Here is a 25,351-nt window from a genome sequence, read left to right as displayed (position 1 = left end):
GTTTGAGTTTATGACAAGCCAAAACTATGTATATCAACCCATTAAGTCTTAAACAAAAAGGAAACAAAAGGGAAACAAAACTCAAACAAAGCAGAAACAACAAGGCAACAATTACAGTTTTTTTACATTGGGTTAACCTTTTCAAAAAAAGAGGGGTAAAATGCGCTAAAGTTCAATCATAAAATTTACCAATTCCTCTTTTTGGTCTATGGGCAGTTTTTTCCTCAATCTATGTCGAGCAACTCGAACACTATCTGGTGTAACTCTAAGAATTGATGCAATTTCTTTTGAGGAAAGATTTAGACGCAACAACATCCCCAAACGAAGTTCAGCGGGCGACAAACTATTTTCTGAAATAGAAGATAGTTTTTTGATGAACTCTGGATGAATCTCTCTGAAAAAGCTCATAAATTCATCCCATTCATCTTCTTGTTGGAGATTAAAATCTATTTCCTTTACCAAGTTTTTAATCTTGCCAGAAGTGTTCATGTTTTTTCTGAGGGCGATGTTTTTGAGCGTATTGGACAAATCGAGTAGGATTTTGTTCTTCTGGGCCAAGTGAAGACTATACCTCGATAGGGATGCCGTTTTAAGTTGTACTTCACGCTGAAGATTTCTCTCTTCAATTTCTTTTTTGTCCAATTCAGCCTTGAGCATGCGCTGTTTGTAGTTTTGAATCTTTAGTTTGGCCTTCCTTTTCCTGCCCAAATAACTATATAAAATGGTAAGAATTGCTGCTATGGCAAATAAGGCTACCCATAAAACACTTTGATTTGCCGCACTTACTTTATTCTTCTCCTTCAATAATTTAATCTCAGCCTCTTTTTTGTTGGTCTCATAAATGGTCTGTAATACACTCAGCTGGTTGTTGTTTTGTGTCTCAAACATAACGCTATTGTACCTTTCAGATTCCATGAGCTGTTTATGGGCATTTTTATAGTCGCCCATTAAGGCATAAGTCTTGGATAAATCTTTGTGAGCACTTTCCAATTGGTGGTACTCACCAATTTCTTCGGCAACCTGAAGAGCCATTCCAGTATAATGCAATGCTTTTTCGTAATCTTCTGTTTTTCTATAGGAATCACCCAAATTATTGAGCACATTGATTTCTTCAAAAGTTTTGGTCCCCTTCAAATGACCATAGGCTTTCTGAAAATATTGATACGCCAAATCAAACCTCTCCAAATCTTCATATATACTACCAATATTCTCGTTGGCCATTGCAATACCACGATTATCTTTAAGTCTTTCGAATAATAGTAAACTTTCTTTCTGATACCCCAATGCTTTTTCATAATGACCTTGTTTTTCATAACAAGACCCCAACAAACCCATGGATATTGCCTGCCCAGATGTATATCCCAGATCAACTGAAGCATTCATGGTATCAGCAAAGTATTGTTTGGCAAGTTCAAACTCATTTTGAGAGAGATATACTCTACCAATATTGTTGTTCAAAGCTATGTAAAGTGTGTCTGAAGAGTTGGCCCCAATCTGTTCCAAAGCTTGATTGTACTGGTTTACCGCTTCAGAATACAAACCCAAGGTATGATAATATTCGCCTAAGTTGAGATGGTTTTGGGCAATTTTTTGAGGAGAATGTGGCTGTTCCTTGGATGTTGCCAGTTGTTGGTGCAAAGTCTCAAAAATGGAATCTGATACTTTCCTTTCTAATAGTCCTTTGTCTTGTTGTTGAGAGAATGACTTTGTTGGAATCATCAGTATTCCCAAAACCAACATAAACAAGAATTTCAACACCTTTTGCATACCACACTTCTGGAATAAACAGAAGTTCAATAAAATCAATTACGGCATCCCCAATATCACCATTAAGTTATGAAACCTTTAAAAATGGGTTAGGGAAACAAAAAAAGGCCCTGCAAATGCTGAGCCTTTTTATCTAAGATAATTTATGTCTTAAGCTTCAAAAGGGTCGATGGACACATAAGATTTTCCACCTGCTTTCTTTTCAAACTTTACGATGCCGTCTACTTTGGCATGCAAGGTATGGTCTTTACCTGCATATACGTTTTCACCAGGATTGTGCTTGGTACCACGTTGTCTAACAATAATGTTACCAGCAATAGCAGCCTGTCCACCAAAAATCTTTACGCCCAAGCGTTTCGATTCTGATTCTCTACCGTTTTTTGAACTACCTACACCTTTCTTGTGTGCCATGATATCTTAATTTTAGTTCTTTTCTTATTTGCTAAGTGCTTCAATCAATTCGGCTTTCTTCATGGAAGAGTACCCTGAGATTTCTTTGGCCTTTGCCATTTCCTTCAATTCAGCAACTGTTTTGGAACTTAAATCCTCTGTTGCTTTTGGAGCGGCTTTCTTAGGAGCTTCTGCCTTTTTCTCAACAGCTTTTGGCTCTGCAGCTGGTTTTTCTGCTTTAGCTTTAGCTGGAGCAGCTTTTTTAGCTCCTTTGGCAACAATACCTTCAACAACAATCTCAGTCAAATATTGTCTGTGACCGTTTTTCTTGCGGTATCCTTTACGTCTTTTCTTTTTGAAGACGATTACCTTATCTCCTTTTAGGTGCTTTACTACTTTGGCTTCAACAGCCGCACCTTCTATGACTGGGGCGCCAATAGTTACGTTACCACCATCATCCAAAAGAAGAACTTTATCAAAAGTTACCTTTTTGCCTTCTTCTGTCTGTAAACGGTGAACGTACACTTTCTGGTCTTTTGCAACTTTAAATTGCTGCCCTGCCATCTCTACAATTGCGTACATATGCGTTGATTAAAAATTAAAATTTCCTCGCTTTATGAAAATTAGCGGGTGCAAATATACTGCTAAATCCTTAACCTACAAGTATTATTCGCTCTTTTGAGGCATTATTTTTTGGGATTATTAGAGGTTTTGAAGAGTTGCATAAAGGATAGGGTCAAAACCAGAGTGGTAGCAAAGCCCATAATGGCAACTGTAAAGAAAACAATTCCTTCAAAATTTTTGTAATCCTTGGCCCAAACCCCTGAAAGTTCATTCAAAAAAGAACCGTTCAGTTCTGTACTGTACAACGCAAAGAAAATGGTAAACAACAAAGTGGCAATAAATCCTGTGGTAACACCAGCCGCAAAACCCTTTCCATAGCCAAATTCCTTTCCTTGCCTCATCTTGGTATATTTGATGGTCTCATAAATGCCAAAACCTGTGATTACACCATTAAAAAGACTGTAAAAAACATTGGTGTGCTTTCCCAATAAGGATAAAATCAAAAAATAGGCAATAAGAACCGCGCTGGTCACGATTCCAAAACGGATAGGAAGGGTCAAATTTTTCATAACCTTAGTTTTTGGATACTCCTTTAATTTACCAAATGTTTATGAATTATGCCATATGTTTCCTGTTAAAGACTTGTTGTCGTTGCAAACAGCTAGTGAATTTTATGCTATCTTTAGTGTAACATCAATCAAAAAACATATACTTATCCTAATATTATTTCAAAACAAAAAATTTGTATCATGAAAAGATATCTACTTTCTGTTCTTTTCGTATTTGCCATTGGTAATCTTACGTTTGCTCAAGAAGTTGCCTTTGAGGAATATGATCTGGACAATGGTCTTCATGTCATCCTACATCAAGATAATGGAGCCCCTGTTGTTACCACCGCAGTAATGTACCACGTTGGATCTAAAGATGAAGATCCCGAAAAAACTGGATTTGCCCACTTTTTTGAGCATTTATTGTTTGAAGGAACTAAAAACATTGAACGTGGGGAGTGGGACAAAATAGTAGCTTCCAATGGAGGAAGTGGCAATGCCAATACTTTTTTGGACCGTACTTATTATTATGAAACTTTTCCCTCTAATAGTTTGGAAGTGGGTCTCTGGCTGGAGTCCGAACGTTTGATGCACCCAATAATCGGTCAAGTTGGCGTGGATACCCAAAAAGAAGTTGTGCAGGAAGAGCGACGGTCAAGATTTGACAATTCACCCTATGGTGCCTTTTTTGAACAGCTCTTAAAAAATCTCTATACAAAACATCCTTACCGATGGGGAGTTATAGGATCTATGGACCATATTGCCAGTGCCTCATTGGATGATTTTAAAAAATTCAACCAGATCTATTATGTTCCCAACAATGCCGTCTTGGTCGTAGCCGGTGATTTTGATACTCCCAAAACCAAAAAAATGATTCAGGATTACTTTGGACCTATTCCAAAAGGAGCAGAAATCCAAAGAAACGAAGTCAAAGAGGAGCCCATCACCAATACCATAATGGCCACCTATCACGATTCCAATATCCAGATTCCAGCTATTTTGTTGGCCTATAGAACTCCTGGACAAGCCGAAAGAGATGCCTATGTCATTAATATGATATCTACCTATCTGAGTGATGGGGAAAGCTCCAAATTGTACAAAAAACTGGTGGATGAAAAGAAAATAGCACTTCAAATATTCTCTGTCCCCATCGATGCTGAAGACTACAGTTGCTACGTTGTTGGAGGGCTTCCTGTTGGTGAAAACTCAATTCAGGATATCAAGGACGAAATTGATGCTGAAATTCTTAAGATTCAAACAGATTTAATCTCTGAAAAAGACTATCAAAAGCTTCAGAACAAGTTTGAGAACAATTATGTCAATGCCAATAGTAGCATATCGGGAATTGCCAATTCCTTGGCCGAAAACTACTTGCTACGTGACGATACCAACCTCATCAATACTGAAATCGATATTTATCGATCTATAACACGTGAAGAAATTAGGGAAGTTGCCAAAAAATACCTGAAGGTCAACCAACGTGTGGAATTAGAGTATTTACCAGAACAAAAAGATGCCAACTAAGATGAAGAAGTATATCATTTTTTCAGTACTGTCACTTTGTTTGGCAGTCTCGTATGCTCAAATTGATAGGAGCAAACAACCAAAACCAGGACCAGCTCCCGAAATCAACTTGAAAGAACCTGCTCGTTTTGATTTAATGAACGGACTCAAGGTGATGGTAGTGGAAAATCATAAACTACCCCGAGTGCGTATACAGCTGATGATAGATAACCCTCCTATTTTACAAGGTGATAAAGCTGGAGTGGCCGACCTAACCTCTAGTTTGTTGGGCAAAGGATCTAAATCCATCCCAAAAGATGATTTTTATGAAGAGGTTGATTTCTTAGGGGCCAATATTACGATTGGCGACCAAAGTGCTTCAGCGAGCTGTTTGTCCAAATATTTCCCAAGGGTGTTGGAATTAATGGCTGATGCGGCTTTAAATCCAAACTTTACCCAAGAAGAGTTTGATAAGGAAAAGGACAGAATTCTTACCGGATTAAAATCAGAAGAAAAAGATGTTGAGGCGATTGCCACACGAGTACAACTGGCATTGACCTATGGCAAAGGACATCCTTATGGAGAAATCACTTCTGAAGAAACCGTAAACAATGTTACCCTAGCAGATATAGAACAACACTACAGAAACTATTTTGTTCCCGCCAATGCCTATTTGGTTGTTATTGGTGATGTAGCGTTGGAAAATGTGAAAGAATTGGTCACCAAATTTTTTACCCCATGGACCAAAGCAGTTCCGCCATCTTTCAATTATTCAAAACCTACAGATGTCCAGTATAACCAAATCAACTTTGTTGATGTTCCCAATGCTGTTCAATCAGAAGTGTCCGTACAGAACATAACCGAATTAAAAATGAAGGACGAGGACTATCTTGATGCCCTTATGGCCAATAGAATATTAGGCGGTGGTTCACAAGCCCGACTGTACATGAATTTGCGCGAGGACAAAGGATATACTTATGGCTCCTACTCGGGCATAAGGGCCAACAAATATAGTCCCATGCGCTTTAACGCCTACGCACAGGTAAGAAATTCGGTTACGGATAGCTCAGCTGTTCAAATTTTGGAAGAAATCAACAGGATTATAACAGAACCCGTTACTGATGAAGAATTGGCAAATGCCAAAGCTAAATACGCTGGTAATTTTGTAATGGCATTGGAAAATCCAGAGACAATTGCCAATTACGCTTTGAACATTGAAACCGAAGATTTGTCCAAAGACTTTTATAAAACCTATTTGGAACGAATTCAGGGCATAACAAAAGAGGATGTTCAAAAAGCTGCCCAAAAATATTTCTCCACCACCAATGCTAGGGTTTTGGTCACTGGAAAAGGTAGTGAAGTGCTAGAAAATCTTGAAAAAGTAAGTTTCAATGGGAAAAAAGTTCCAGTACTTTACTATGACAAGTACGCCAACAAAGCCGAAAAACCAAATTATGATGTAGCAGTCCCTGAGGGAATCACATCAGCTACAGTACTACAAAATTATATAGCGGCCATTGGAGGCAAGGAAAAGTTGGAAGGTGTGGAATCTTATGCTTTGCTTGCTGAAGCCGAAATGCAAGGCATGATCCTTGAGCTGGAAATGAAAAAAACCACCAAAGATCAGTTTATGCAAGACATTAAAGTAATGGGCAATTCCATGCAAAAACAAGTGTTGGATGGCGACAAAGGATATATGGTGGCGCAAGGTCAGCGTAAGGACTTATCCCCTGAAGAAGTGGAAAAAGTAAAAGAAGAATCTGCTGCGTTTCCCGAGTTGAACTATTTAGCTGCCGGAAATATTACTCTGGAAGGTATAGAGTCCGTAGGAGACAAAAAAGCTTATAAATTAAAGATTACAGCAAAGAAAACTGCATTTTACGATGTGGATACCGGTCTTAAATTAAAGGAAATCAGCATTGAAGAAATGCAAGGGCAAGAAATGTCCTCAACCTTGGAGTATACAGATTACCAAGAAGTATCTGGAATAAAATTTCCTTTTGAACTAAGTCAGACTGCCGGGCCACAAACCTTGACGTTCAAAGTCAAGGAAATCAAAATCAATGAAGGTGTTTCCCCTTCTGATTTTGAATGACCCAAAGATTACATAAAAAAAGCGTTCCTTAGGAACGCTTTTTTTATTTATCCCTATCCATAATTTTACGGGATCAATCCATCTCAAATTTATGACCAAAAGACAATTCATTCAATTCAATAGAAAATGGCATCGATATCTTGGTGTTATTCTTGGTGTCCAATTCTTTTTATGGACATTGGGAGGGCTATATTTCAGTTGGACCAATATTGATGAAATCAGGGGTGATAACTTGAAGAAAAAACAATTCCTTTCATCATTACCTGATTCCATTGTTCCACCAACTCAATTTTTAAATCTTGGGGATATTCCTAAAGGTGGCATTCAATCCATAGCATTGACCACAATCCTTGAAAAACCTGTTTACAGGGTTACTTATACAGTTGAAAAAAGCAAAAAAGTGAAACTTTTTGATGCTGTCTCAGGAAAACAAAAACTCCCACTTACAGGGCAAGAAGCTGTTCAATTGGCCAAAGAAAGTCTTACTGTCAAAGCGGCTATGGAAAAAGTGGAATTCCTTACTGAGAGTGGAAAACATCACGAATACCGAGGAAGACCCTTACCAGTCTATGCCATAACCTTTGCAAAACCTGCCAACACTACTATATACGTCTCCCCAGAATATGGAAATGTTCAAACCTACAGAAATAATCAATGGCGTGCTTTTGATTTTTTATGGATGTTGCACACCATGGACTACGAGGGGAGGGACAATTTTAACAACCTGTTGTTAAGAGCTTTTGCCCTCTTTGGGCTTTTCACAATTCTCTCTGGTTTTACACTTTTTGTTTTGACCTCTAAACGATTTTCAAGAAAAAAACACAAATTCAGAAAATAGAAGAGGTAAATTGCAGTTATCTAATAAATTAAGATCGATGAATATCAAACTTCTTCCCTGCTTTTTGTTTTTATTTCTGTCTGTTCATTTTGTTGGTGCACAGACCACAAAAGATCAAACCTCTTCAAAAGACTTTCCTTCCGTGAGCCTTGCCAAAATAACCATTCATGGCATGGCGTGCCAAGAAGGTTGCGCAGATACCATCCAATTAAATCTTGGAAAGATACAAGGTGTTTTTAAGGCTACGGTGAGTTATGAAACCGGAATGGCCATGGTTGAATTTAATCCTAAATTGGTCACTTCAGAAGAAATCCAAAAAACCATAACCGACACCCGGGTGAAAGATTATATCTACTCCATTAAGGATATTGCCATCCTAGAAAATCCGATGTAGTAAAAAGGGCAGATAATCTAAAATCACCTGCCCTAATTATGAAGAACAACTAAAAACTATATTGCACAAAAGCTGAAAAGCTTCGGCCGGGGTCGTTTATTGGAACCCGTCCAAAATCAGCTTGGTTTACAAAAGAAAAATTCAAGTGGTTGTTGTAGGTCTTATCAAAAATGTTCATGGCCGCCACTCCCAAGGTGAAATGTTTGAAGGGCTTGGCACCGAATCTAAAATCAAAAAGACCATAGCCCTCTGTGACTTGTTCTCCAAATGAGGATGCAATGTCTGATTGCTCCGAGGTTAGGGTATAGGTTGCCCTTGCCCATAGCTTTTCCCTTTCGTACCCAAAGTTAAACCTCGTGACCAAAGGCGGTGTCAATGGCAACGCCTCATCCAAATCTTTGTTCTTGGTGTAGACATAGGCCATTTCTCCCTTAAAGTTGAAGTCATTTAAAAAGTGTAACTCCCCAAAGACTTCAAAACCGGTCTTATAAGCTTTATCCACATTGGTAAATCTTTTCACTTCCGTAGGAAGGGACATGGGCATGTACTTTTTGTCCAATGTTCCATCAATCAATGGAGCAATGTAGTTGTCATAAAAGGAATAGTAGGCAGACGCTCCATAATCCACCCTGTCAATAAATGAATCCGAAAAAGTCTTTTTGGCCTTTACTCCCAATTCAAATTGGTTGTTGACCTCAGCATCTAAAAACGGATTACCTACATGTTCGTATGGATCTTGACCTACATTGAAATGGTTAATGAATCTTTCTATCATATTGGCAGAACGCACTCCCCTTCCATAGGCAAATTCGAACAAAACATCTGAGGAGGCCATAAATTTTATGGACGCGGTGGCACTTATATTGTTTTCCGTACGACTTCCCACTTCGGGATACAATGCTACAAAATCAGCAGCAGGAGCGTTGATGTCCGAACGCACCATATCATACCGCATACCCATGTTGAGCAACCATTTTTCTGCAAGCGGGTATTTTCCTTCCACAAAAACTCCAAAATCATCGATCTTGGAATCTTGCCATACTTCATCCACAAATTCCATTGGCATTGGCAGTGGGTCTCCGTTCATGTTCAGTTTCATCAATCTTACCCTTTGTCCTTCTCTTCCAACAGAAAAAGCGTCAATTCCTGTAAAAAGTTTGAAGTTTTCATTGGGTCTCCACTCCAACTCAACTCGACCTCCCAAGGTGGTGGCATCAACCGTAGAAACGGCATCTACCCGCATAAAACTTGGCCGATCCATATTGGACATAATATGGTCAACTTGCGAAAAATAGGCTTTGGCACTTATTTGTCTGAGTGCACCACTCGCGTTTTCCCATTTATAATCCAATGAAGCTACGGTACTATTATCTTCGTCCGTATCCATTGGAAGTCCGGCATGTAGCACATCCCTACCATAGGATTGTCTAAATTCAGCTAGAAAACGTTGTTTTTCATTTGGATTGAAACCCACCTGAACACCATAGTCTGTACTCTTGAAAGATGAAGGGACTTCATTTCCATCTCCATCCTCGTAGTTTCCAAAATCGCGATACCCGATATTAAGGTTTACATCAAAAGCTTCGTGCACATATTTTAAATTGGCTAACGTGGTAATGGAGTTTCCATTGGTTTCATCTCCAAAACTTACCTTTCCGTGATACCCTTTTTCATCCTTTTCGGTTTGATGGGTGACCAGATTTATTAATCCCCCAAAAATTGACCCATACCTAAAGGTATAAGGTCCTTTAACCACCTCTATCCGTTCAATTTCCTCGGGTATGATATGGGTAGTAATGGGATCCATCCTATTGGGACAGGCGTGCATCACCTTGGTGCCCCCATTGAACTGAACGTTCAATTGTTCATATTGTGATGCCCTAAAGGAAGGGTCTATTGCATAATTTCCTCGTTTGATCAATGCAAACCCGTTGATATCCTTAAAAAGGTCTGCCACATTTTTAGGTTGAACTATTTTTTTTGATTGTTTATTTTCCACTACTGAAAAAACGGGATCAGTAGTACTTTTGCCCTCCACCACAACTTCATTCAACTTAACTGGTCTTTGGGCAAGGGAATCTTGCACAGTTTCAACCTGTGCATAGGACACGGTGGTCCAAAAAGACAAAACCAAGAGTTTTGCCACAGAAAAACTTTTCATTTAAATTATTGTTTAAGGTTATACCTATTCGGTCTGTAATCACAAAACCGATTTATATGTGAAAATGGCTCTTAAACAAGAGGTGGTTTGTATGAAGAGGAAATGAAGTTAAAGGAATAGTTATTGGTATAGTGAAAATATATGTTTTTTTCTTCTTTGGCTTCTTGCATAAAATACCCTAATGGGGCCATATAAAAGACTAAGAGCTGTTCCCAACCAATAATAGGCATGGGCAGTTCGGTATCATCACTTTGGGCGTTTAGCATTTGGGCCAGCATACATTTACCATCACATTTTAATTCGGGCCTGTCCTTGTTCTCGCAAAGTCTTTCAACAAAACCCTCCCGATCAACACTATAATAGATATACATTGAGGAAAACCGCAGATTGCCCATCAAAATCAGAATTATGAAGAGTGAAGAAATACAAATCGATTTATACCCTGTATTGGCCAATGGACAATTTTAGCCTTCAAAACTAGCTATCATTCCACCCAAAAAAACTGACAAATGTCATCTTTGCACTTCCAAAGATCAGTATTGTAGTGGAGCATGGTTAAGATTGCCCATCAATGCTTAAATTTGTGGTCAATTCTATTTCAATGAAAAAAATTATCCCTTTATTTTTAACCGTACTTTTTGTAGCTACAGTTTCCTGTAAAAAAGAAAAAAAGAAAGATGAATCCCCTTCCCAAATGGAACAAGTAATGGCCATCCATGATGAAGTGATGCCAAAAATGGGACATTTAGGAAAATTAGTTGGTGAACTCAAGGCTAAAGTGGATACCACTGCAATGGGACAACAGTATGAAGCTGCCATGGAAGACCTACAAGGAGCACATAAATCTATGATGGATTGGATGATGAATTTTGGTGATCGATTTGATTCTGATGAAATCCTGAACGGCAAGGCCCTCACTGAAGAAAAACAACAGTGGCTCAATGAAGAGGAAGAAAAAGTAAAGGCGCTTCGCGAAGAAATCAATTCAAGTGTTGAAAAAGCGGAAACCTTACTAGGCAAGGAATAAGCCTTAATCTTTCCAACGTAGGCTTTCCATTATCCTTTTAATATCGTTTTGAAGATATATGGCAGCCGGAAGTATGGAATCATAATTAGGTTTGGCATAAAAGTATAAAGATCCCGTTACAAAATGGTCTGTGCTGTCCGTAACATAAAATTGTGATTGCGAAGCAGCATTTCCACTTACTTCATAAAACATTCCGTACACTTTTGCTTCTGGATTTAGGTATTCCTTTGGCGCAATGTTATCTGCCTTTACCACATGCTCATAAGTCAACTTTTGGGCATCGATCAATAATTCCCTAACGTTACCCTCCACTTTTTTGTAGGTAAGAAAAATAGAGCCTTTCATCATGGGGTAATCCAAAACCAATGAGCAATCTTTGTTTTCTTTTATGGTAGACAATGTGTTTTGGTCAAACCCATAAACACAGTCTATATCTGAAGATTGGTAGTTTGCCTTGGGGTAATCCAATCGTAACATGGCCTTTGGTTTAGGAAGGCCTTCATCTTTGCAGCCCACAAGAAAAATGAAAACAAAAATGTACAGGATTGTGTTATACTTCATTTGGCAAAGTAACTTTTATACGTTTCAATCTTTTTTTGTCTAAACTTTCCACTATGAATTGGTAGTTTTTAAAAAACACCTTTTCTCCTCTTTTGGGGAAACTTCCAGAAATCTCCAACACAAATCCAGCTATAGTTTCAGATTCTCCTTTTTGATCTTCAAACTCTTCTTCATTTTCAATTTTTACTACGCGATAAAAATCTTTAAGTGTTGTTTTACCATCAAAAACGTAATTGTAATCGTCCAATTTGGAGAAAATAAGGTCTTCATCATCAAATTCATCACTAATATCCCCTACAATTTCTTCAATAATATCTTCCAAAGTAACTATACCTGATGTTCCCCCGTATTCATCCACCACTACGGCCAAATGGTTCTTTTTATCCTGGAATTCCAATAACAAATCATCCAATTTTTTGTTCTCTGGAACAAAATAGGGCTCCCGAATCAGTGACATCCAATTGAAACTTTTACGATCGATGTAGGGGAGTAAATCTTTTACATAAAGAACGCCCAAAACATTATCCATGTTCTCTGAAAAAACAGGGATTCTGGAATAGCCATTTTTCTTGATCTCAACCAATACCTCTGGAAACTTCATCTCCTCATTGAGTGCAAAAATATCAATCCGAGGGCGCATCACCTGCTTGGTGTCGGTATTTCCAAAAGTTACAATGCCTTCCAATATTTTTTGCTCTTCTTTTGTGGTATCCCCTTCAGAAGCCAGTTCCAGTGCCTGGGACAAATGATCCACACTAAGGTTGGATTTTTGCCTTCCCAATTTATCTTCAAGAAAAATTGTTGCGGAACGCATGGGAGAACTCAAAGGAGTAAATACTGAGTTTAAAAAATTAAGCGGATATGCCATAAGGTGTGAAAACTGTACACGATTTCTATTGGCATAGATTTTCGGAAGTATTTCCCCAAACATTAAAATTAAAAAAGTGGCAACCACTACCTCTAGTACAAATCGAACGGATACCACTCCAAAAAGAGTTTCATTCACTTGAGAAAAAATGGTATCGCCAATAGCGCTGAACAACAATACTATTCCAATATTAATGGCATTGTTGGCAATCAAAATAGTGGCTAGAAGTTTTTTTGGCTTATTAAGAAGTTTCACAATGATCTTCCCTCTGGCAGAATCCTTTTCCTCCATCTCGTTCAAATCTGTCTGGGAAAGTCCAAACAATGCTACTTCTGCGGCAGAAATCATTGCAGAGCAACCCAACAAGAGTACTAGCACTATTACCTTAATGGTGAATATACCGCTATAAGTCGAAAATAAAAATGCCAAACAATGGGGCTCAGGGTCCAAGATGTATTGCTTTAAACTTAGTTTTTAGAACGGAAGGTCATCGTCTTCCGGAGTTTCTTCAACAGTTGGAGTCTCTACCGATTTAACCGGTTCGCTTTGAGTTGGATGAACTGGTGCTTGTTGTGCATTGGCCATGCTTTCCTTTTTTGTGGATAAAAACGTAAAATCCTGAACATGCACTTCGGTGGTATACCTAGTGTTTCCGTCCTCTCCTTGCCATTGTCTATTTTTTAACCGCCCCTCCACATATACCTTATCCCCCTTGGAAAGATACTTTTCACAAATCTCCGCAGCCTTGTTCCTTACTACAACGTTGTGCCAATCTGTGTTGGTTACTTTCTCTCCTGTCTGTCTATTGGTATAGGTTTCGTTGGTGGCCAATGGAAATCTGGCTATACAATTCCCTCCCTCGAAATAATGGATTTTAACCTCATCTCCCAAATGCCCGATCAGCATTACTTTATTCAATGTTCCACTCATAACTCTTCAATTAATCAAAATTACTAAATTTTAAATGTTTGGATGAAATCTGCAATTAAAACCGGTACTGCAAATGAATTGATTTCCTTCCATGGAACCCCTTCTTTTAGATTTTCTTCAGTTTTTAATATCCAAAACTTGGTATATAAATGTTGATGGGACAATTTGTGAACAATTGGTGTCTCATTGTACAACGAAATTGAATCCAAAGAAGGGAAGCCATTATGACCGGTCATTTTAAGCTTCAAATCAAACGCATTCAACTCCTTATTAGATTCCAAAAGCGGAAACTGATACAGGTTCTGCCAAATCCCCTTCCCTATTCTCTGTTCCAAAACAGTACGTTTGTCATCATCAACAAAAACTAAATAATTAAAATGTCTGTTCTTGATTTTGATTTTGTTCAACTTAACCGGCAAACTGTCAATCTTATTTTCTTTTAAGGCAACACAACTCTCATGTAAAGGGCAGTGTAGGCAATATGGTTTTTTGGGAGCACATTGAATGGCTCCAAATTCCATAATACCTTGATTGTAATCCCTAACATTCTCTACATTCATAACTTCCCTTGCCAAACTTTTGAAGTATTTGATGCCCTCCGTGCTATTTATCGGCAATTCTACACCAAAATATCGAGCTAAAACTCTATATACATTACCATCAACAACCGGTTCTGGAAGATCAAAACAAATAGAAGCAATAGCGCTTGCCGTATAATCTCCAACACCTTTTAATTTTCTGAGTTCCTTATAAGTGTTTGGAAATTCCCCATTATAATCCTTCACCACCATTTTGGCAGTAGCATGCAAATTCCTGGCTCTGGAATAATACCCAAGTCCTTGCCAAAGTTTAAGAATTTTGTCCTCGGAAGCTTGAGCTAAATCATTTACAGTTGGGAAGGCCTCTAAAAATTTATGGTAATACGGCATTCCTTGGGCCACTCTGGTCTGTTGCAACATGATCTCAGAAAGCCAGATCTTATAGGGATCTTGAGTGGTTCTCCAAGGAAGATCACGCTTGTGTTCATGATACCAAGCCAAAATTTTATGGGAAAAAGACATGCAGGAAAATACTATTGGTCAAATGTAGCAGTTTATATACTTAAAATTAAAGGCTTTAAATGAAAGATTAATTTTAATTTTTATATTTGCAAGCCTAAAAAAACAGAAAATAAATAGACGAAATGACGAAAGCAGATATTGTAACTAGAATCTCAGAGAAACTAGGAATTGAGAAAGGAGACGTGCAAGCGACAGTTGAATCTTTTATGGAGGAGGTAAAATCGTCCTTGGAGAATGGTGATAATGTGTATCTAAGAGGTTTTGGAAGCTTTATCATTAAGACAAGAGCAGAAAAGACAGGTAGAAATATTTCCAAGAATACTACTATTAAAATTCCTGCACACAACATCCCTGCCTTTAAACCTGCCAAAGTTTTTGTTGAAGGTGTAAAGAGCAATGTTCAAGTAAAATAAATAAACTAACATTAAAGGAATAACCATATGCCGAGTGGTAAAAAAAGAAAAAGACATAAGGTAGCTACCCATAAGCGTAAAAAACGCAGAAGAGCTAACCGACACAAGAAAAAGTAGTTGTTGCAACTACTTTTTCATTTTACACACATACGTTCTTTGACATAGAGATTCGGGAAAAAGAATTTCAATCGGTCTGAAAAAAGATCGATTCAGCATATTGTTTAATCATTTATTCCAGAAAACACCACTGGAATAACATAAAATCGATTCAGGTGAATAGAGAACTAATTGTTAGATCTAGTCCTGATGCAGTCGATTTTGCCTTACTGAAGGATGGAAAACTAATCGAATTACACAAAGATGAAGACGACAATAACTTCTCCGTTGGGGATATCTTCCTAGCCAAGATTAGAAAGCCGGTAACCGGTCTTAATGCGGCGTTTGTCAATGTGGGTTATGAAAAAGATGCATTCCTGCACTATCATGACCTTGGTCCGCAATTGTCCTCCATGTTGAAATTCATTAAAAAAGTTAGGACAGGGAAGCTTAAAGATTATTCCCTAAAAGATTTTCCATTTGAAAAAGATATCGACAAGAATGGCAGCATCAACGATGTTATCAAAGCCAATCAGTCACTATTGGTACAAATTGTAAAAGAACCCATTTCCACTAAGGGCCCACGTATTAGTTCAGAGCTTTCCATTGCTGGACGTTACTTGGTCATGGTCCCGTTTTCTGACCGTGTATCCGTCTCTCAAAAGATAGGAAGCAAGGAAGAAAAGGACCGACTCATTCGTTTGGTGAAGAGTATCAAGCCCAAAGGATTTGGTGTCATTATACGTACCGTTGCAGAAGGCAAAAAAGTTGCAGAACTAGACAAAGATCTCCAGAATTTGTTGTCCAAATGGACAGCAATGTGCAAAAAATTGCATCGAGCTCCGCATCCATCAAAAGTTTTGGTAGAGGTCAATAGAGCCTCCTCCATTCTTCGTGATGTATTCAATGATTCCTTTACAGGAATTCATGTTGATGATGATACGCTCCATAATCAAATCAAAGATTATTTGCATGAAATTGCACCCAAAAAAGAATCCATCGTAAAACTGTATTCAGGTTCTGCCCCCATCTTTGAAAAATTCGGAATTGAACGTCAAATCAAAACCTCTTTTGGAAGAACAGCTTCCATGAGCCGAGGTGCCTACCTTGTTATTGAACACACGGAAGCATTACATGTTATTGACGTAAATAGTGGCAACCGCTCCAATAAGGCCAAAAATCAAGAAGATACTGCACTGGAAGTAAATCTTTTGGCCGCTGCGGAAATCGCAAGACAATTACGATTACGGGATATGGGAGGAATCATTGTAGTGGACTTTATTGATATGACCAAAGGTGAGCACAGACGAAAATTGTTTGATCAGCTTCGGGAAGAAATGAAGGACGATCGCGCAAAACACAAGATTTTGCCACCCAGCAAATTTGGTCTTGTTCAAATAACAAGACAAAGGGTACGTCCAGAAATGAACATAAAGACCAGCGAGGAAAATCCTAATCTTTCGGGTTCTGAAGTAGAGGCTCCTATAGTCTTGATAGACAAAATCCAAGCGGATTTGGAAAAGATCCTAAAAGGACGCCACAAGAACGGAATTGTATTGAATTTGCATCCGTTTATTGCAGCATACCTTACCAAAGGATTTCCTTCTATCAGAACCAAATGGTACATGGATTTAAAAAAATGGATAAAAATCCAACCTAGGGATGCCTATAAATACCTAGAATACCGTTTTAAAGATAAAGATGGTAAAACTATAAGACCATAAAAAAGCGACTCCGATTTGGAGTCGCTTTTTTTGTTTAAAACGGTATGAAGACAAAATGCTACTTTTGATAAATCACCAACAGCATTCAAAAATGAGATTCATTTACGGCATTCTGTTTATTTTTTTGATGGCAAACTGTTCCAAAAAGATAGAGCCCGAGCTATCAACATTGCTTACAGATGCTCCCTCCATCAAAGGGAAAAATGCATATTTGGACTCTCCTTATGTAACAGCTGGTGATCGTGTTTATATGGTCGGCCATCAAAATGGCAGCTTTCCTAATCTTGGTTGGCATATTAAGGGGGAAATGGGCGGAATTTGGAATCATCCCATAAAACTTATGGATGGGTTTGATGCTGATTTAATAATTGGCAAAGATACCCTAAGTTTAAATCAAGCTACAGAATTTATAAACTATCCCTTTGCCAATAAACATAGTTTTGAATGGCCTTCCAAAAATATTACAGTGGAACGCTTACAGTTTGTGCCAGATGCATTGCAAGGAATTGTTGTTCAGTATATCATCAAATCCAAACAGAATTCCACTCCTTCTTTATTCAATTTTACCGGACATACAGACCTTAGGCCCACTTGGTTGGGAGAGCAAACCCAAATGATCGATGATAAAGACTCTGCTTCATTTGAAGCTGGAAAATGGGTGGTAAAAGACCAATCCAATCCTTGGCTCAACATTTTTGGATCCGACCGTGTTCCAACTGAGCATCAAACAGTAGCAGCTTCACAAGAAAATGGCATTTCTAATATATTGACTTATGAACTCCCATTGGATAGAGATTCACCCACAGTCATCAATTTTTTTATTGCAGGTTCTTATCAATCCAAAGAAGATGCCCTGGACACTTATAATCGAATGGCCCAAAATCATTTCGATTTACTTACTGATAAAAAAGCCCGCTACAAGGCTTTAGCTGAGCAGACTAAACTCACCATACCGGATAAAACCTTGGAACAAACTTTTGAATGGCTCAAATACAATTGTGATTGGCTAGTGCGTACAGTTCCAGAAATTGGAACGGGTATTGGCGCGGGAATCCCAGATTATCCTTGGTATTTTGGTGTTGACAGCGAATATTCCTTGCAAGGTTACATGGCTGTCGGGCAAAGAGAAGTTGTGGAAAAGACCATTAAACTGCTGGACAGTGTCTCTAGGGCAGTAAATGGTAATGGAAAAATCATACATGAAATGTCCACCAACGGAGCTGTTTTCAACAAGGGTAATATCAATGAAACCCCCCAATTTGCTTCCTTGATTTGGGAAACGTACAAGTGGACAGGAGACAAGAGCTTTTTACAGAAATATTTCCCAACCGTTCAAGCTGGTCTAGATTGGCTATTGTCTGAAAACGATAGCAATAAAAACCTATTCCCAGATGGTTTTGGCATGATGGAAATTCACGGTTTGGATAGTGAAATGATAGATGTTGCCTCCTATACCCAAAGAGCATTTCATGATGCATCGCAAATTGCAACAGAGTTAGGGCAGCAGGAATTGAGCAAAAAATATGCAGAACTAGCGGCCAACCTAAAAAACAAAATCAATTCAGAATTTTGGTCAGAGGAATTTGGCTCATTTGCCGATTTTTTAGGAACCGATGAACAAGCCATTCATTTAATTGAAGATGCTATCGTACGTGCAGATACTTTGAACAAACCTTGGGCCATTGAAGAATTGGAAAACACTAAAAAACAAATCTTAAACAATCCTTCAAACCAACTAAAACCTTTTGTATTACACCACAATTGGGTGGTGAACACACCCATGGAAATGGGCATAGCTGATTCCGCAAAAGCTGTCATCGCTTTAGAAACTGCTAAAAATTTCACCAATCCTTTTGGCATGTTCGTCACGGGAATTGATCGCGATGCATCTGCGGGAAAGGATTTTGGTTCTTTTGAGGGGAGCAAAGTGTTTTCGTATACAGGAGCAGTCATGACACTGCCTACAGGAGTACAAGCCGTTTCCGAAAGCAATTATGGCCGCCCAGATGAAGCTTTGGAGTACCTAAAAAGAATGTCCCGTACTTTTAGCTATGCGCTCCCCGGCAGCATGTATGAAGTATCCCCAGACTATGGCATGATGACCCAAGCTTGGAATATTTATGCTTTTGCAGTTCCTGTAGTTCGGCATTTTTTTGGAATCAAACCTACGGCGCACCAAAAAACCATTATTATTGAACCTGAAATGCCAAGTGATTGGGATGTTGCTTCTTTGGAAAATGTAGCCATTGCGGATAATGAAATCTCTATATTTTATACAAATACTGGAGATGAGTTGACCATCGATATCCAACAAACCCAGCCAGAATGGCAATTACAAGTAATTTTATCTAAAGGCACTTATGCAATAGTAGAAGGGAAAGGTGAAATTTTAACTGATGGTAATAAATCCATTATTATTGGTTCTGGAAATCGATTAACACTGACCAAAAAGTAACTTCATGTCCCTTCGGTCTTTTCAGAACAAACATATATCGGTACAAGAAGCACAAAAGAAAATGGAACGTTTTTGTGCTTATCAAGAACGTTGTCATCAAGAGGTTCATGAAAAATTGAAAGGGATGCGGATGATTCCTGAAGCAATAGACCATATCATTACTCATTTAATCCAAGAGAATTATCTCAACGAAGAACGGTTTGCCCAAACTTTTGCTCAAGGAAAATTCAGCATAAAAAAGTGGGGCAAAAATAGAATAGTGCAAGAACTGAAACAACGAAAAATCTCCGTTTTCAATATAAAAAGCGCCCTATCCCAAATTGAAGAAGAGGATTATCTGATTACTTTGGATGAATTGGCCCGCAAGCGCCTTACACAAATCAATGAGACCAACATCCAAAAACGAAAGAAAAAATTAGCAGATTATTTGCTGTATCGAGGATGGGAAAGCAATCTGGTTTACGCCAAATTGCAAGAATTGATTTAGCCACCTACTTTTGAACCAATACTTTTTGGGTACGAGCCACGGCACGCTCATTTTTCCAATCAATCCATTGTTGTCCTTTGAGTCTGCGCATAAAATTATCAAAATAGCGCATAAAGAAAATGTTGTAGACTGCCTTTCCAAAATTTCTGGGCTTTCTGGCTATGGCCCGCAAACTCATAGAAAATCCCGGTGAAATATATTTCATGTGGTGCCAATAGCCTTCCGGAATGTACAATACATTACCATGTTCCAGATGCGCTATATGACCTTTGGCATATTGCAAAGCCGGCCATTTCTGAAAATCTGGGTCTGCAAAATCTATATCTTCCCTTGTAATCAATGAATGGGGAATTTTATACAAAAATTTGGTTTCGGACTGCGGAAAAAGGATACACTGCTTTTTTCCTTCAAAATGAAAATGGAAAATATTGGCCAAATCAATATCATAATGCATGAAAGTATGCGAATCGCTTCCTCCAAAAAATAACATGGGCAATCCTTTCATTAATCGAAGGCCAAAATCTGGATATGAAAAATCTTTTTGTAGCTGAGGAACTTCTTTTAGAACATTCCACAAAAAAATACGGTATTTGGTGGGTTTACTTTTTAAAAGATCAATGTAATCCCGCATCTTCATTTTGGCATGTGGCTCATTGAACCCCTCATCATGCTTTACAGGACGATCATCATAGAGAGGCACTTCTTTTTCACCAGCCACTTGCTTGATGTACTCCAAATCCCATTTAGAGTATGCTGGCCAATCCTCCACAAAGCGTTCTATAACAACTGGCTTTTGGGGTCTGAAGTATTTGCGCAGAAATTCCTCTTTTGAAAGAGTCTGCTCCCTAGGAATTTGTTCAAGGTTAAGCTTCAAAATTTCAATGAGTTTGAAACTACTAAATTAGCAAAAAGCTTTTTAAAAGGTTTTGATTCCTTAGTCTTTGGAGACCAATCCAGACTTTTGTCGTACAGCTTCGTTACGTTCAATGGTATGCCCAGGCCTTGACCATTTTGGCTTTTCACCCATAGCTGTGTATTGAGAGTCTTCTGCTTCAACAGTTTGGGGGTGTACGTGTTTCAAAAACGGCTTTTGAGGGTTTAAACCCAGTTGTGCAAACATTTCCATATCCTCATTTACATCTGGATTTGGGGTAGTCAATAGTTTATCCCCAGCAAAGATGGAATTGGCTCCTGCGAAGAAACAAATGGCCTGACCCTCCCTACTCATTTCAGTTCTACCAGCAGAAAGTCGGACTTGGGTCTCTGGCATCACGATTCTGGTTGTTGCCACCATACGTACCATTTCCCAAATATTGACCGGCTTTTCGTTTTCCATGGGGGTTCCCTCAACCGCAACCAATGCATTGATAGGTACAGACTCTGGTTGTGGATTAAGTGTTGCTAATGCAACCAGCATTCCAGCTCTATCTTCTAAAGCCTCTCCCATACCGATTATCCCTCCGCTACAAACAGTAACATTGGTTTTGCGCACATTCTCAATGGTCTGTAAACGGTCTTCGTAACCACGAGTGGAAATAACTTCTTTATAATATTCCTCTGATGTATCCAAATTGTGGTTATACGCATAGAGACCTGCCTCTGCCAATCGCTTTGCTTGATTTTCTGTGACCATTCCCAACGTACAGCAGACTTCCATATCCAATTTGTTGATGGTACGGACCATTTCCAAAACCTGGTCAAACTCAGGCCCGTCTTTTACATTACGCCATGCCGCTCCCATACACACTCTAGAACTCCCGGAAGACTTGGCCCTAAGCGCTTGAGCCTTTACTTGTTGAACAGACATCAAATCATTGCCCTCAATGTCAGTATGATATCTAGCTGCTTGCGGACAGTATCCACAATCTTCTGGACAACCACCAGTTTTAATGGAAAGTAAAGTGGAAACTTGAACGGTATTGGGGTCGTGATGTTCCCTGTGTACAGTTGCAGCTTCGTAAAGCAATTCCATTAAGGGTTTATTGTAGATTTCAAGAATCTCTTCTTTAGTCCAGTTGTGTCTTGGTGTATTCATGGTCTAGAATATATCAATTTCAAAAATAGTCCTAATTCCGTTAATGGTACAATTATATCTCGTTAAAAAGAAAAACCCCATGACAATTGTCATGGGGCTCTTTCATTGAAAAGTGTTCAAAAAGCATCTATTCACCTTTGTTGTCTTTCTGGTCAGAATCTTCACTTTCTGTTTTAGGTGGACTAGGAATTTCCTTGCCTTTTAAGTACTCAGGAAGTTGCATCCCTGCCATATTGAACATTTCTTGTAGAGGCGGTACAGATTTGTACATTCCTGATATAAAATTGGCAGTAGAATTTTTACCATCCTCTGTCTTGGTTCCAGAATCCCATACGGTTACCTTATCAATTTTAATATTCTTAATGGCTTCTGCTTGTTTTTCAACCAGTTCTGGAAGTTTATCTGCAATCAATAATAAGACCGCATCCTTTGGATTGTCCCCAGCTGCTTTTACAATTTTATCAAGACCTTCTGCTTGTTTGGTCAATACTTCAAAAATACCTTTCGCCTCAGCCTCGGCTTTGAACAAAATTGCATCAGCTTCACCTTTAGCTTTTCTACGAATCATTTCAGCTTCGGCCTCAGCTTCTATCTCTACTTTTTGTTTATCAATCTGCGCTGGAATTACAATATCAGCCATTTGTGAACTACGTTCACGTTCTGCCCTTGCATTCTCAGCTTCGCGCTCCGCAGAGTATGACTCTTCCAATGCCTTAGCTGCCTGTACTTTTTCGGCAGCAATTGCAGTTCTTTCTGCTTCAGCTTCACGTTGACGCCTTAGTGAATCTGAGTTTGCCACATCAATTTTCGCCAAGTTTTCCCCTTCCACAGCTTTTGCATTGGCAGCAGCAACTTGTGAACGTTCATCCTGTAAAGCATTGGCTTCTCCAATAGCACCATCTCTGTTTTTTTCAGCAACCGATTTACGGGCCGCATTAATGGCATGGGCAGCGGCTTCTTTACCTAAGGCTTCAATATAGCCAGACTCATCTACTATATCAGTAATATTCACATTGATGAGCTTAAGACCTACTTTCTTCAACTCTGATTCTACACTGGTTGAAATATTGGAAAGAAATTTATCTCTATCCGCATTGATTTCTTCAATATCCATGGAAGCAACTACCAAACGTAATTGTCCAAAGATGATTTCTTTAGCCAATTCCTGTACCTCTGGTAATCCTAGCCCTAAAAGACGTTCAGCGGCATTTTGCATAACCCCTGGCTCTGTAGATATCCCTATCGTAAATCTTGAAGGCACATTCACCCGTATGTTCTGTCTACTCAAGGCATTCGTCAAATCCACCTCTATGGAAATAGGCGTTAAATCCAAGAATTCATAATCTTGAATCACCGGCCAAATAAAGGCGGCTCCACCGTGAATACATTTTGCTGAGTTACCAGAACCCACTTTTCCATAAACCACGAGAATCCTATCTGATGGGCAACGTTTATACCTTCTGATGAAGGAAATAATAATGATAAAGAAAAATAATATGGCGAACCCTATAGCCAACAGTGTGGCTCCTCCGCCCATTTGCAATGGTAATGTTATCATGTTGATTATTTATTTAAAAGGTTAACAATTAAAATTCCTGTATCGGTGACATCATGCACTTTCACCACATTTCCCTGAACCAAATCATGGTCTTCATCAGTCAAAGCTTGAAGTTCGCGTAAGGTTCCTTGAACATTCACACTCACTTTACCAATGCGACTTCTATTGGCTCCTACCGTTAGATATACTTCACCTATTTGGTCTTTGGCATTTTTTAAATTCAGCGTTCCACTACTTTGTAGTTTCCCCAAATAATAGAAAAGTGATGCCATGGCCAACATCATCAACAAACCACAAATTACCGAGATAATTATAGTAAGGCTTGTTGACAATCTATTATCGATACAGGCTAGTCCTGACCATCCAAAAATGGTCAAGAACCCCATAAGGTTTTTAAAAGAAAGGAACTGAAAACCTATACCAGTGTCACCATCAATATCGGCATCCACATCGCCCATATCCTCAATATCACCACCCATTAAGGTCATGACAATGAGTACTAAAAATATGGCGGACCCTGCAATAGCAACTATCCAATAGATTTTTTCAAAAAGCGTTAAAGCTGCGAACCAGTTTTCCATGGTATTACATTTAAAGTTGTTGGTAGTAAAAGTTTAAGATAAGACTTTGTATGGAAATTCGAAGGTCTTATTCGTTATCATTTCGCCATTAAACATGACGGATAATATTAGGTCATTTGGAAAGTAAAACAGATACAGCATTCCCTCCAAAACCAACAGCATTTACCAATACATTTTTAATGGTTTTTGGAAGTATTGGGTATTTTACAAACGGAACGGGCAAAGGCCTCTGGTGGGTAAGCATTAGGATGGCCATTTCTAAGCTGAGCATCCCAGAAGCTCCGAAAGTGTGACCTACTTTCCACTTATTTGTCGTCAGAAATGGAATTTTGTTACAGCATATTTTTTTTATGGCAGCAACTTCAGAAGCATCGCCTTTTATGGTTCCCGGAGAATGCATCACAACAGCATCCACTTCTTCGGGTGGCATTTCTCCAAGTGCCATTTGCATGGAATCTTGAAAACACTGTGCATCAGCTGAAATAGAAACATTATGTGTTAAGGGTTCTGTAGCATACCCTATTCCCTTAATCAAAGCTAGGGCATCAGGATTTTGACCCTTTTCCAAACATGCCGAGGCCGAAGCTTCTCCCAAAACCATCGTGTTTTCTGTCTTTTCCAAATCAAATGCTCTGCATGGGAATTCATGATTTCTCGACTCCACTCGTGGCGACATTCTGCTATAAATTTTTAATGCTTGTATTTGGGCAATGGTAAATGGAGTCAAAGGTGCTTCACTACCTCCTACCAAAAATTTATCGGTCATTCCACTTTGAATCCAAGCAACTCCGTTTAAAAGGGAATGCAAAGCCGTGGAACAGGTAATGGAGTGCGATATTTCTGGCCCTTTGGATTTTAAATCGTGTGCTACCCAAGAAGAAATGTTTCCTAATGTTGTAGTGGGTGATGAAAGTGTGGCTGATTTTCCGTTCTTCAAAAATTCTTCATGATATTTTTCAAAAAGTGCGGTCGCCCCTCTTGATGAGCCTATATTCACCCCAAAATTGGATTCATTTGTCCACCCTGCTGCTGCAATTGCTTTTCTTCCGGTATAAATTGCATATAGGACAGTATCATCCAAATGTTTGTAGCGAGCATCTGAATTGCGAAGGTTTTCAATTTCTTGCTGTACCAGATTAGGCAAAGCGGAAACCCAAACGCTTTGCTCACCAATTTTCTTTTGCGTTAAAAAATGGTCATTGTTGTTATATGCACTCCAAACTTCATTCGAATGCTTTCCTAAAGCAGAAATGGATGATAAAGCGGTAATTGAAATAGGCTCTTTTAACATGCAA

The 25,351-nt window shown here is 38.8% G+C and carries 24 protein-coding genes; 9 read left to right on the top strand and 15 right to left on the bottom strand.

The window, feature by feature from the left end; genetic code table 11:
- Nucleotides 1-165: 165 nt before the first annotated feature.
- From HJC33_RS05985 to HJC33_RS05970, 4 genes are all read right to left on the bottom strand, one after another.
- Entirely contained in the window at nt 166-1,767 is a 1,602-nt protein-coding gene (locus HJC33_RS05985; RefSeq protein ID WP_171657891.1) for a tetratricopeptide repeat protein, read from the bottom strand.
- Between the two features lie 150 nt (nt 1,768-1,917).
- Nucleotides 1,918-2,178 carry a 50S ribosomal protein L27 gene (rpmA, locus tag HJC33_RS05980; protein ID WP_171657890.1) on the bottom strand — a complete coding sequence of 87 codons (261 nt, stop codon included), beginning with the start codon at nt 2,176-2,178 and terminating at the stop codon, nt 1,918-1,920.
- A gap of 24 nt (nt 2,179-2,202) precedes the next feature.
- The gene (rplU, locus tag HJC33_RS05975; protein ID WP_171657889.1) at nt 2,203-2,739 is read right to left on the bottom strand and encodes a 50S ribosomal protein L21; all 537 of its coding nucleotides are present in this window, start codon (nt 2,737-2,739) and stop codon (nt 2,203-2,205) included.
- 104 nt (nt 2,740-2,843) lie between these two features.
- On the bottom strand, nt 2,844-3,290 hold the full coding sequence (locus tag HJC33_RS05970) for a DUF4199 domain-containing protein (protein WP_171657888.1): 447 nt from the start codon (nt 3,288-3,290) through the stop codon (nt 2,844-2,846).
- Between the two features lie 180 nt (nt 3,291-3,470).
- On the opposite strand from HJC33_RS05970, the gene HJC33_RS05965 reads away from it, so the two are divergent.
- The 4 genes from HJC33_RS05965 (at nt 3,471) to HJC33_RS05950 (ending at nt 8,099) form a co-directional block, all read left to right on the top strand.
- Nucleotides 3,471-4,793 carry a M16 family metallopeptidase gene (locus HJC33_RS05965; RefSeq protein WP_171657887.1) on the top strand — a complete coding sequence of 441 codons (1,323 nt, stop codon included), beginning with the start codon at nt 3,471-3,473 and terminating at the stop codon, nt 4,791-4,793.
- Between the two features lies 1 nt (nt 4,794).
- The gene (locus tag HJC33_RS05960; RefSeq protein WP_171657886.1) at nt 4,795-6,867 is read left to right on the top strand and encodes an insulinase family protein; all 2,073 of its coding nucleotides are present in this window, start codon (nt 4,795-4,797) and stop codon (nt 6,865-6,867) included.
- Between the two features lie 91 nt (nt 6,868-6,958).
- On the top strand, nt 6,959-7,705 hold the full coding sequence (locus HJC33_RS05955) for a PepSY domain-containing protein (protein WP_171657885.1): 747 nt from the start codon (nt 6,959-6,961) through the stop codon (nt 7,703-7,705).
- Between the two features lie 37 nt (nt 7,706-7,742).
- On the top strand, nt 7,743-8,099 hold the full coding sequence (locus HJC33_RS05950) for a heavy-metal-associated domain-containing protein (RefSeq protein ID WP_171657884.1): 357 nt from the start codon (nt 7,743-7,745) through the stop codon (nt 8,097-8,099).
- A gap of 49 nt (nt 8,100-8,148) precedes the next feature.
- Here the strand turns inward: HJC33_RS05950 and HJC33_RS05945 are convergent, their stop codons facing one another.
- Together HJC33_RS05945 and HJC33_RS05940 are read right to left on the bottom strand one after the other, a co-directional pair.
- Entirely contained in the window at nt 8,149-10,260 is a 2,112-nt protein-coding gene (locus HJC33_RS05945) for a TonB-dependent receptor domain-containing protein (RefSeq protein WP_171657883.1), read from the bottom strand.
- 71 nt (nt 10,261-10,331) lie between these two features.
- Nucleotides 10,332-10,631, bottom strand: a complete 300-nt coding sequence (locus HJC33_RS05940; protein ID WP_171657882.1) for a hypothetical protein — start codon at nt 10,629-10,631, stop codon at nt 10,332-10,334.
- A 230-nt stretch (nt 10,632-10,861) separates the two neighbouring features.
- Here HJC33_RS05940 and HJC33_RS05935 point away from each other — a divergent pair, with 230 nt between their 5' ends.
- Nucleotides 10,862-11,287 (top strand): hypothetical protein, encoded by a 426-nt coding sequence (locus tag HJC33_RS05935; RefSeq protein WP_171657881.1) that lies wholly within the window; start codon nt 10,862-10,864, stop codon nt 11,285-11,287.
- Nucleotides 11,288-11,290: 3 nt separating this feature from the next.
- Here HJC33_RS05935 and gldD read toward each other — a convergent pair whose 3' ends face one another.
- Genes gldD through mutY form a run of 4 tightly spaced genes read right to left on the bottom strand, consistent with a single transcriptional unit; the run spans nt 11,291 to nt 14,707 of the window.
- A complete protein-coding gene (gene gldD / locus HJC33_RS05930) occupies nt 11,291-11,848 on the bottom strand; it encodes a gliding motility lipoprotein GldD (protein ID WP_171657880.1) in 558 nt (185 codons plus the stop codon).
- Entirely contained in the window at nt 11,838-13,166 is a 1,329-nt protein-coding gene (locus HJC33_RS05925) for a gliding motility-associated protein GldE (protein ID WP_171657879.1), read from the bottom strand. The genes gldD and HJC33_RS05925 overlap by 11 nt, the downstream gene beginning before the upstream one ends.
- Nucleotides 13,167-13,190: 24 nt before the next feature.
- Nucleotides 13,191-13,646: a single-stranded DNA-binding protein gene (locus tag HJC33_RS05920; protein WP_171657878.1), complete on the bottom strand. Its 456-nt coding sequence runs from the start codon at nt 13,644-13,646 to the stop codon at nt 13,191-13,193.
- Nucleotides 13,647-13,669: 23 nt separating this feature from the next.
- Entirely contained in the window at nt 13,670-14,707 is a 1,038-nt protein-coding gene (gene mutY / locus HJC33_RS05915) for an A/G-specific adenine glycosylase (protein WP_171657877.1), read from the bottom strand.
- Nucleotides 14,708-14,829: 122 nt separating this feature from the next.
- On the opposite strand from mutY, the gene HJC33_RS05910 reads away from it, so the two are divergent.
- The 4 genes from HJC33_RS05910 (at nt 14,830) to HJC33_RS05895 (ending at nt 19,882) form a co-directional block, all read left to right on the top strand.
- Nucleotides 14,830-15,120: an HU family DNA-binding protein gene (locus HJC33_RS05910; RefSeq protein ID WP_036380395.1), complete on the top strand. Its 291-nt coding sequence runs from the start codon at nt 14,830-14,832 to the stop codon at nt 15,118-15,120.
- A 272-nt stretch (nt 15,121-15,392) separates the two neighbouring features.
- Nucleotides 15,393-16,940 (top strand): Rne/Rng family ribonuclease, encoded by a 1,548-nt coding sequence (locus HJC33_RS05905; protein WP_171657876.1) that lies wholly within the window; start codon nt 15,393-15,395, stop codon nt 16,938-16,940.
- A 91-nt stretch (nt 16,941-17,031) separates the two neighbouring features.
- Nucleotides 17,032-19,395, top strand: coding sequence for an alpha-L-rhamnosidase-related protein (locus tag HJC33_RS05900; protein WP_171657875.1), 2,364 nt, complete (start codon nt 17,032-17,034; stop codon nt 19,393-19,395).
- A gap of 4 nt (nt 19,396-19,399) precedes the next feature.
- Nucleotides 19,400-19,882 (top strand): regulatory protein RecX, encoded by a 483-nt coding sequence (locus HJC33_RS05895; RefSeq protein WP_171657874.1) that lies wholly within the window; start codon nt 19,400-19,402, stop codon nt 19,880-19,882.
- Between the two features lie 4 nt (nt 19,883-19,886).
- Here the strand turns inward: HJC33_RS05895 and HJC33_RS05890 are convergent, their stop codons facing one another.
- From HJC33_RS05890 to HJC33_RS05870, 5 genes are all read right to left on the bottom strand, one after another.
- Nucleotides 19,887-20,756 carry a cupin-like domain-containing protein gene (locus tag HJC33_RS05890; protein ID WP_171657873.1) on the bottom strand — a complete coding sequence of 290 codons (870 nt, stop codon included), beginning with the start codon at nt 20,754-20,756 and terminating at the stop codon, nt 19,887-19,889.
- Nucleotides 20,757-20,816: 60 nt separating this feature from the next.
- A complete protein-coding gene (gene bioB, locus HJC33_RS05885; RefSeq protein WP_171657872.1) occupies nt 20,817-21,917 on the bottom strand; it encodes a biotin synthase BioB in 1,101 nt (366 codons plus the stop codon).
- A 127-nt stretch (nt 21,918-22,044) separates the two neighbouring features.
- Nucleotides 22,045-23,475 (bottom strand): flotillin family protein, encoded by a 1,431-nt coding sequence (locus tag HJC33_RS05880; RefSeq protein WP_171657871.1) that lies wholly within the window; start codon nt 23,473-23,475, stop codon nt 22,045-22,047.
- A 5-nt stretch (nt 23,476-23,480) separates the two neighbouring features.
- Nucleotides 23,481-24,056, bottom strand: a complete 576-nt coding sequence (locus tag HJC33_RS05875) for a hypothetical protein (protein WP_171657870.1) — start codon at nt 24,054-24,056, stop codon at nt 23,481-23,483.
- Between the two features lie 112 nt (nt 24,057-24,168).
- On the bottom strand, nt 24,169-25,347 hold the full coding sequence (locus HJC33_RS05870) for a beta-ketoacyl synthase N-terminal-like domain-containing protein (RefSeq protein ID WP_171657869.1): 1,179 nt from the start codon (nt 25,345-25,347) through the stop codon (nt 24,169-24,171).
- Between the last annotated feature and the right edge of the window lie 4 nt (nt 25,348-25,351).

The sequence above is a fragment of the Flagellimonas amphidinii genome (assembly GCF_013090115.1).
Lineage (GTDB): Bacteria > Bacteroidota > Bacteroidia > Flavobacteriales > Flavobacteriaceae > Flagellimonas > Flagellimonas amphidinii.
Note: the sequence above shows the minus strand (reverse complement) of the source record. Positions and strands in the feature narration are given on the sequence as shown.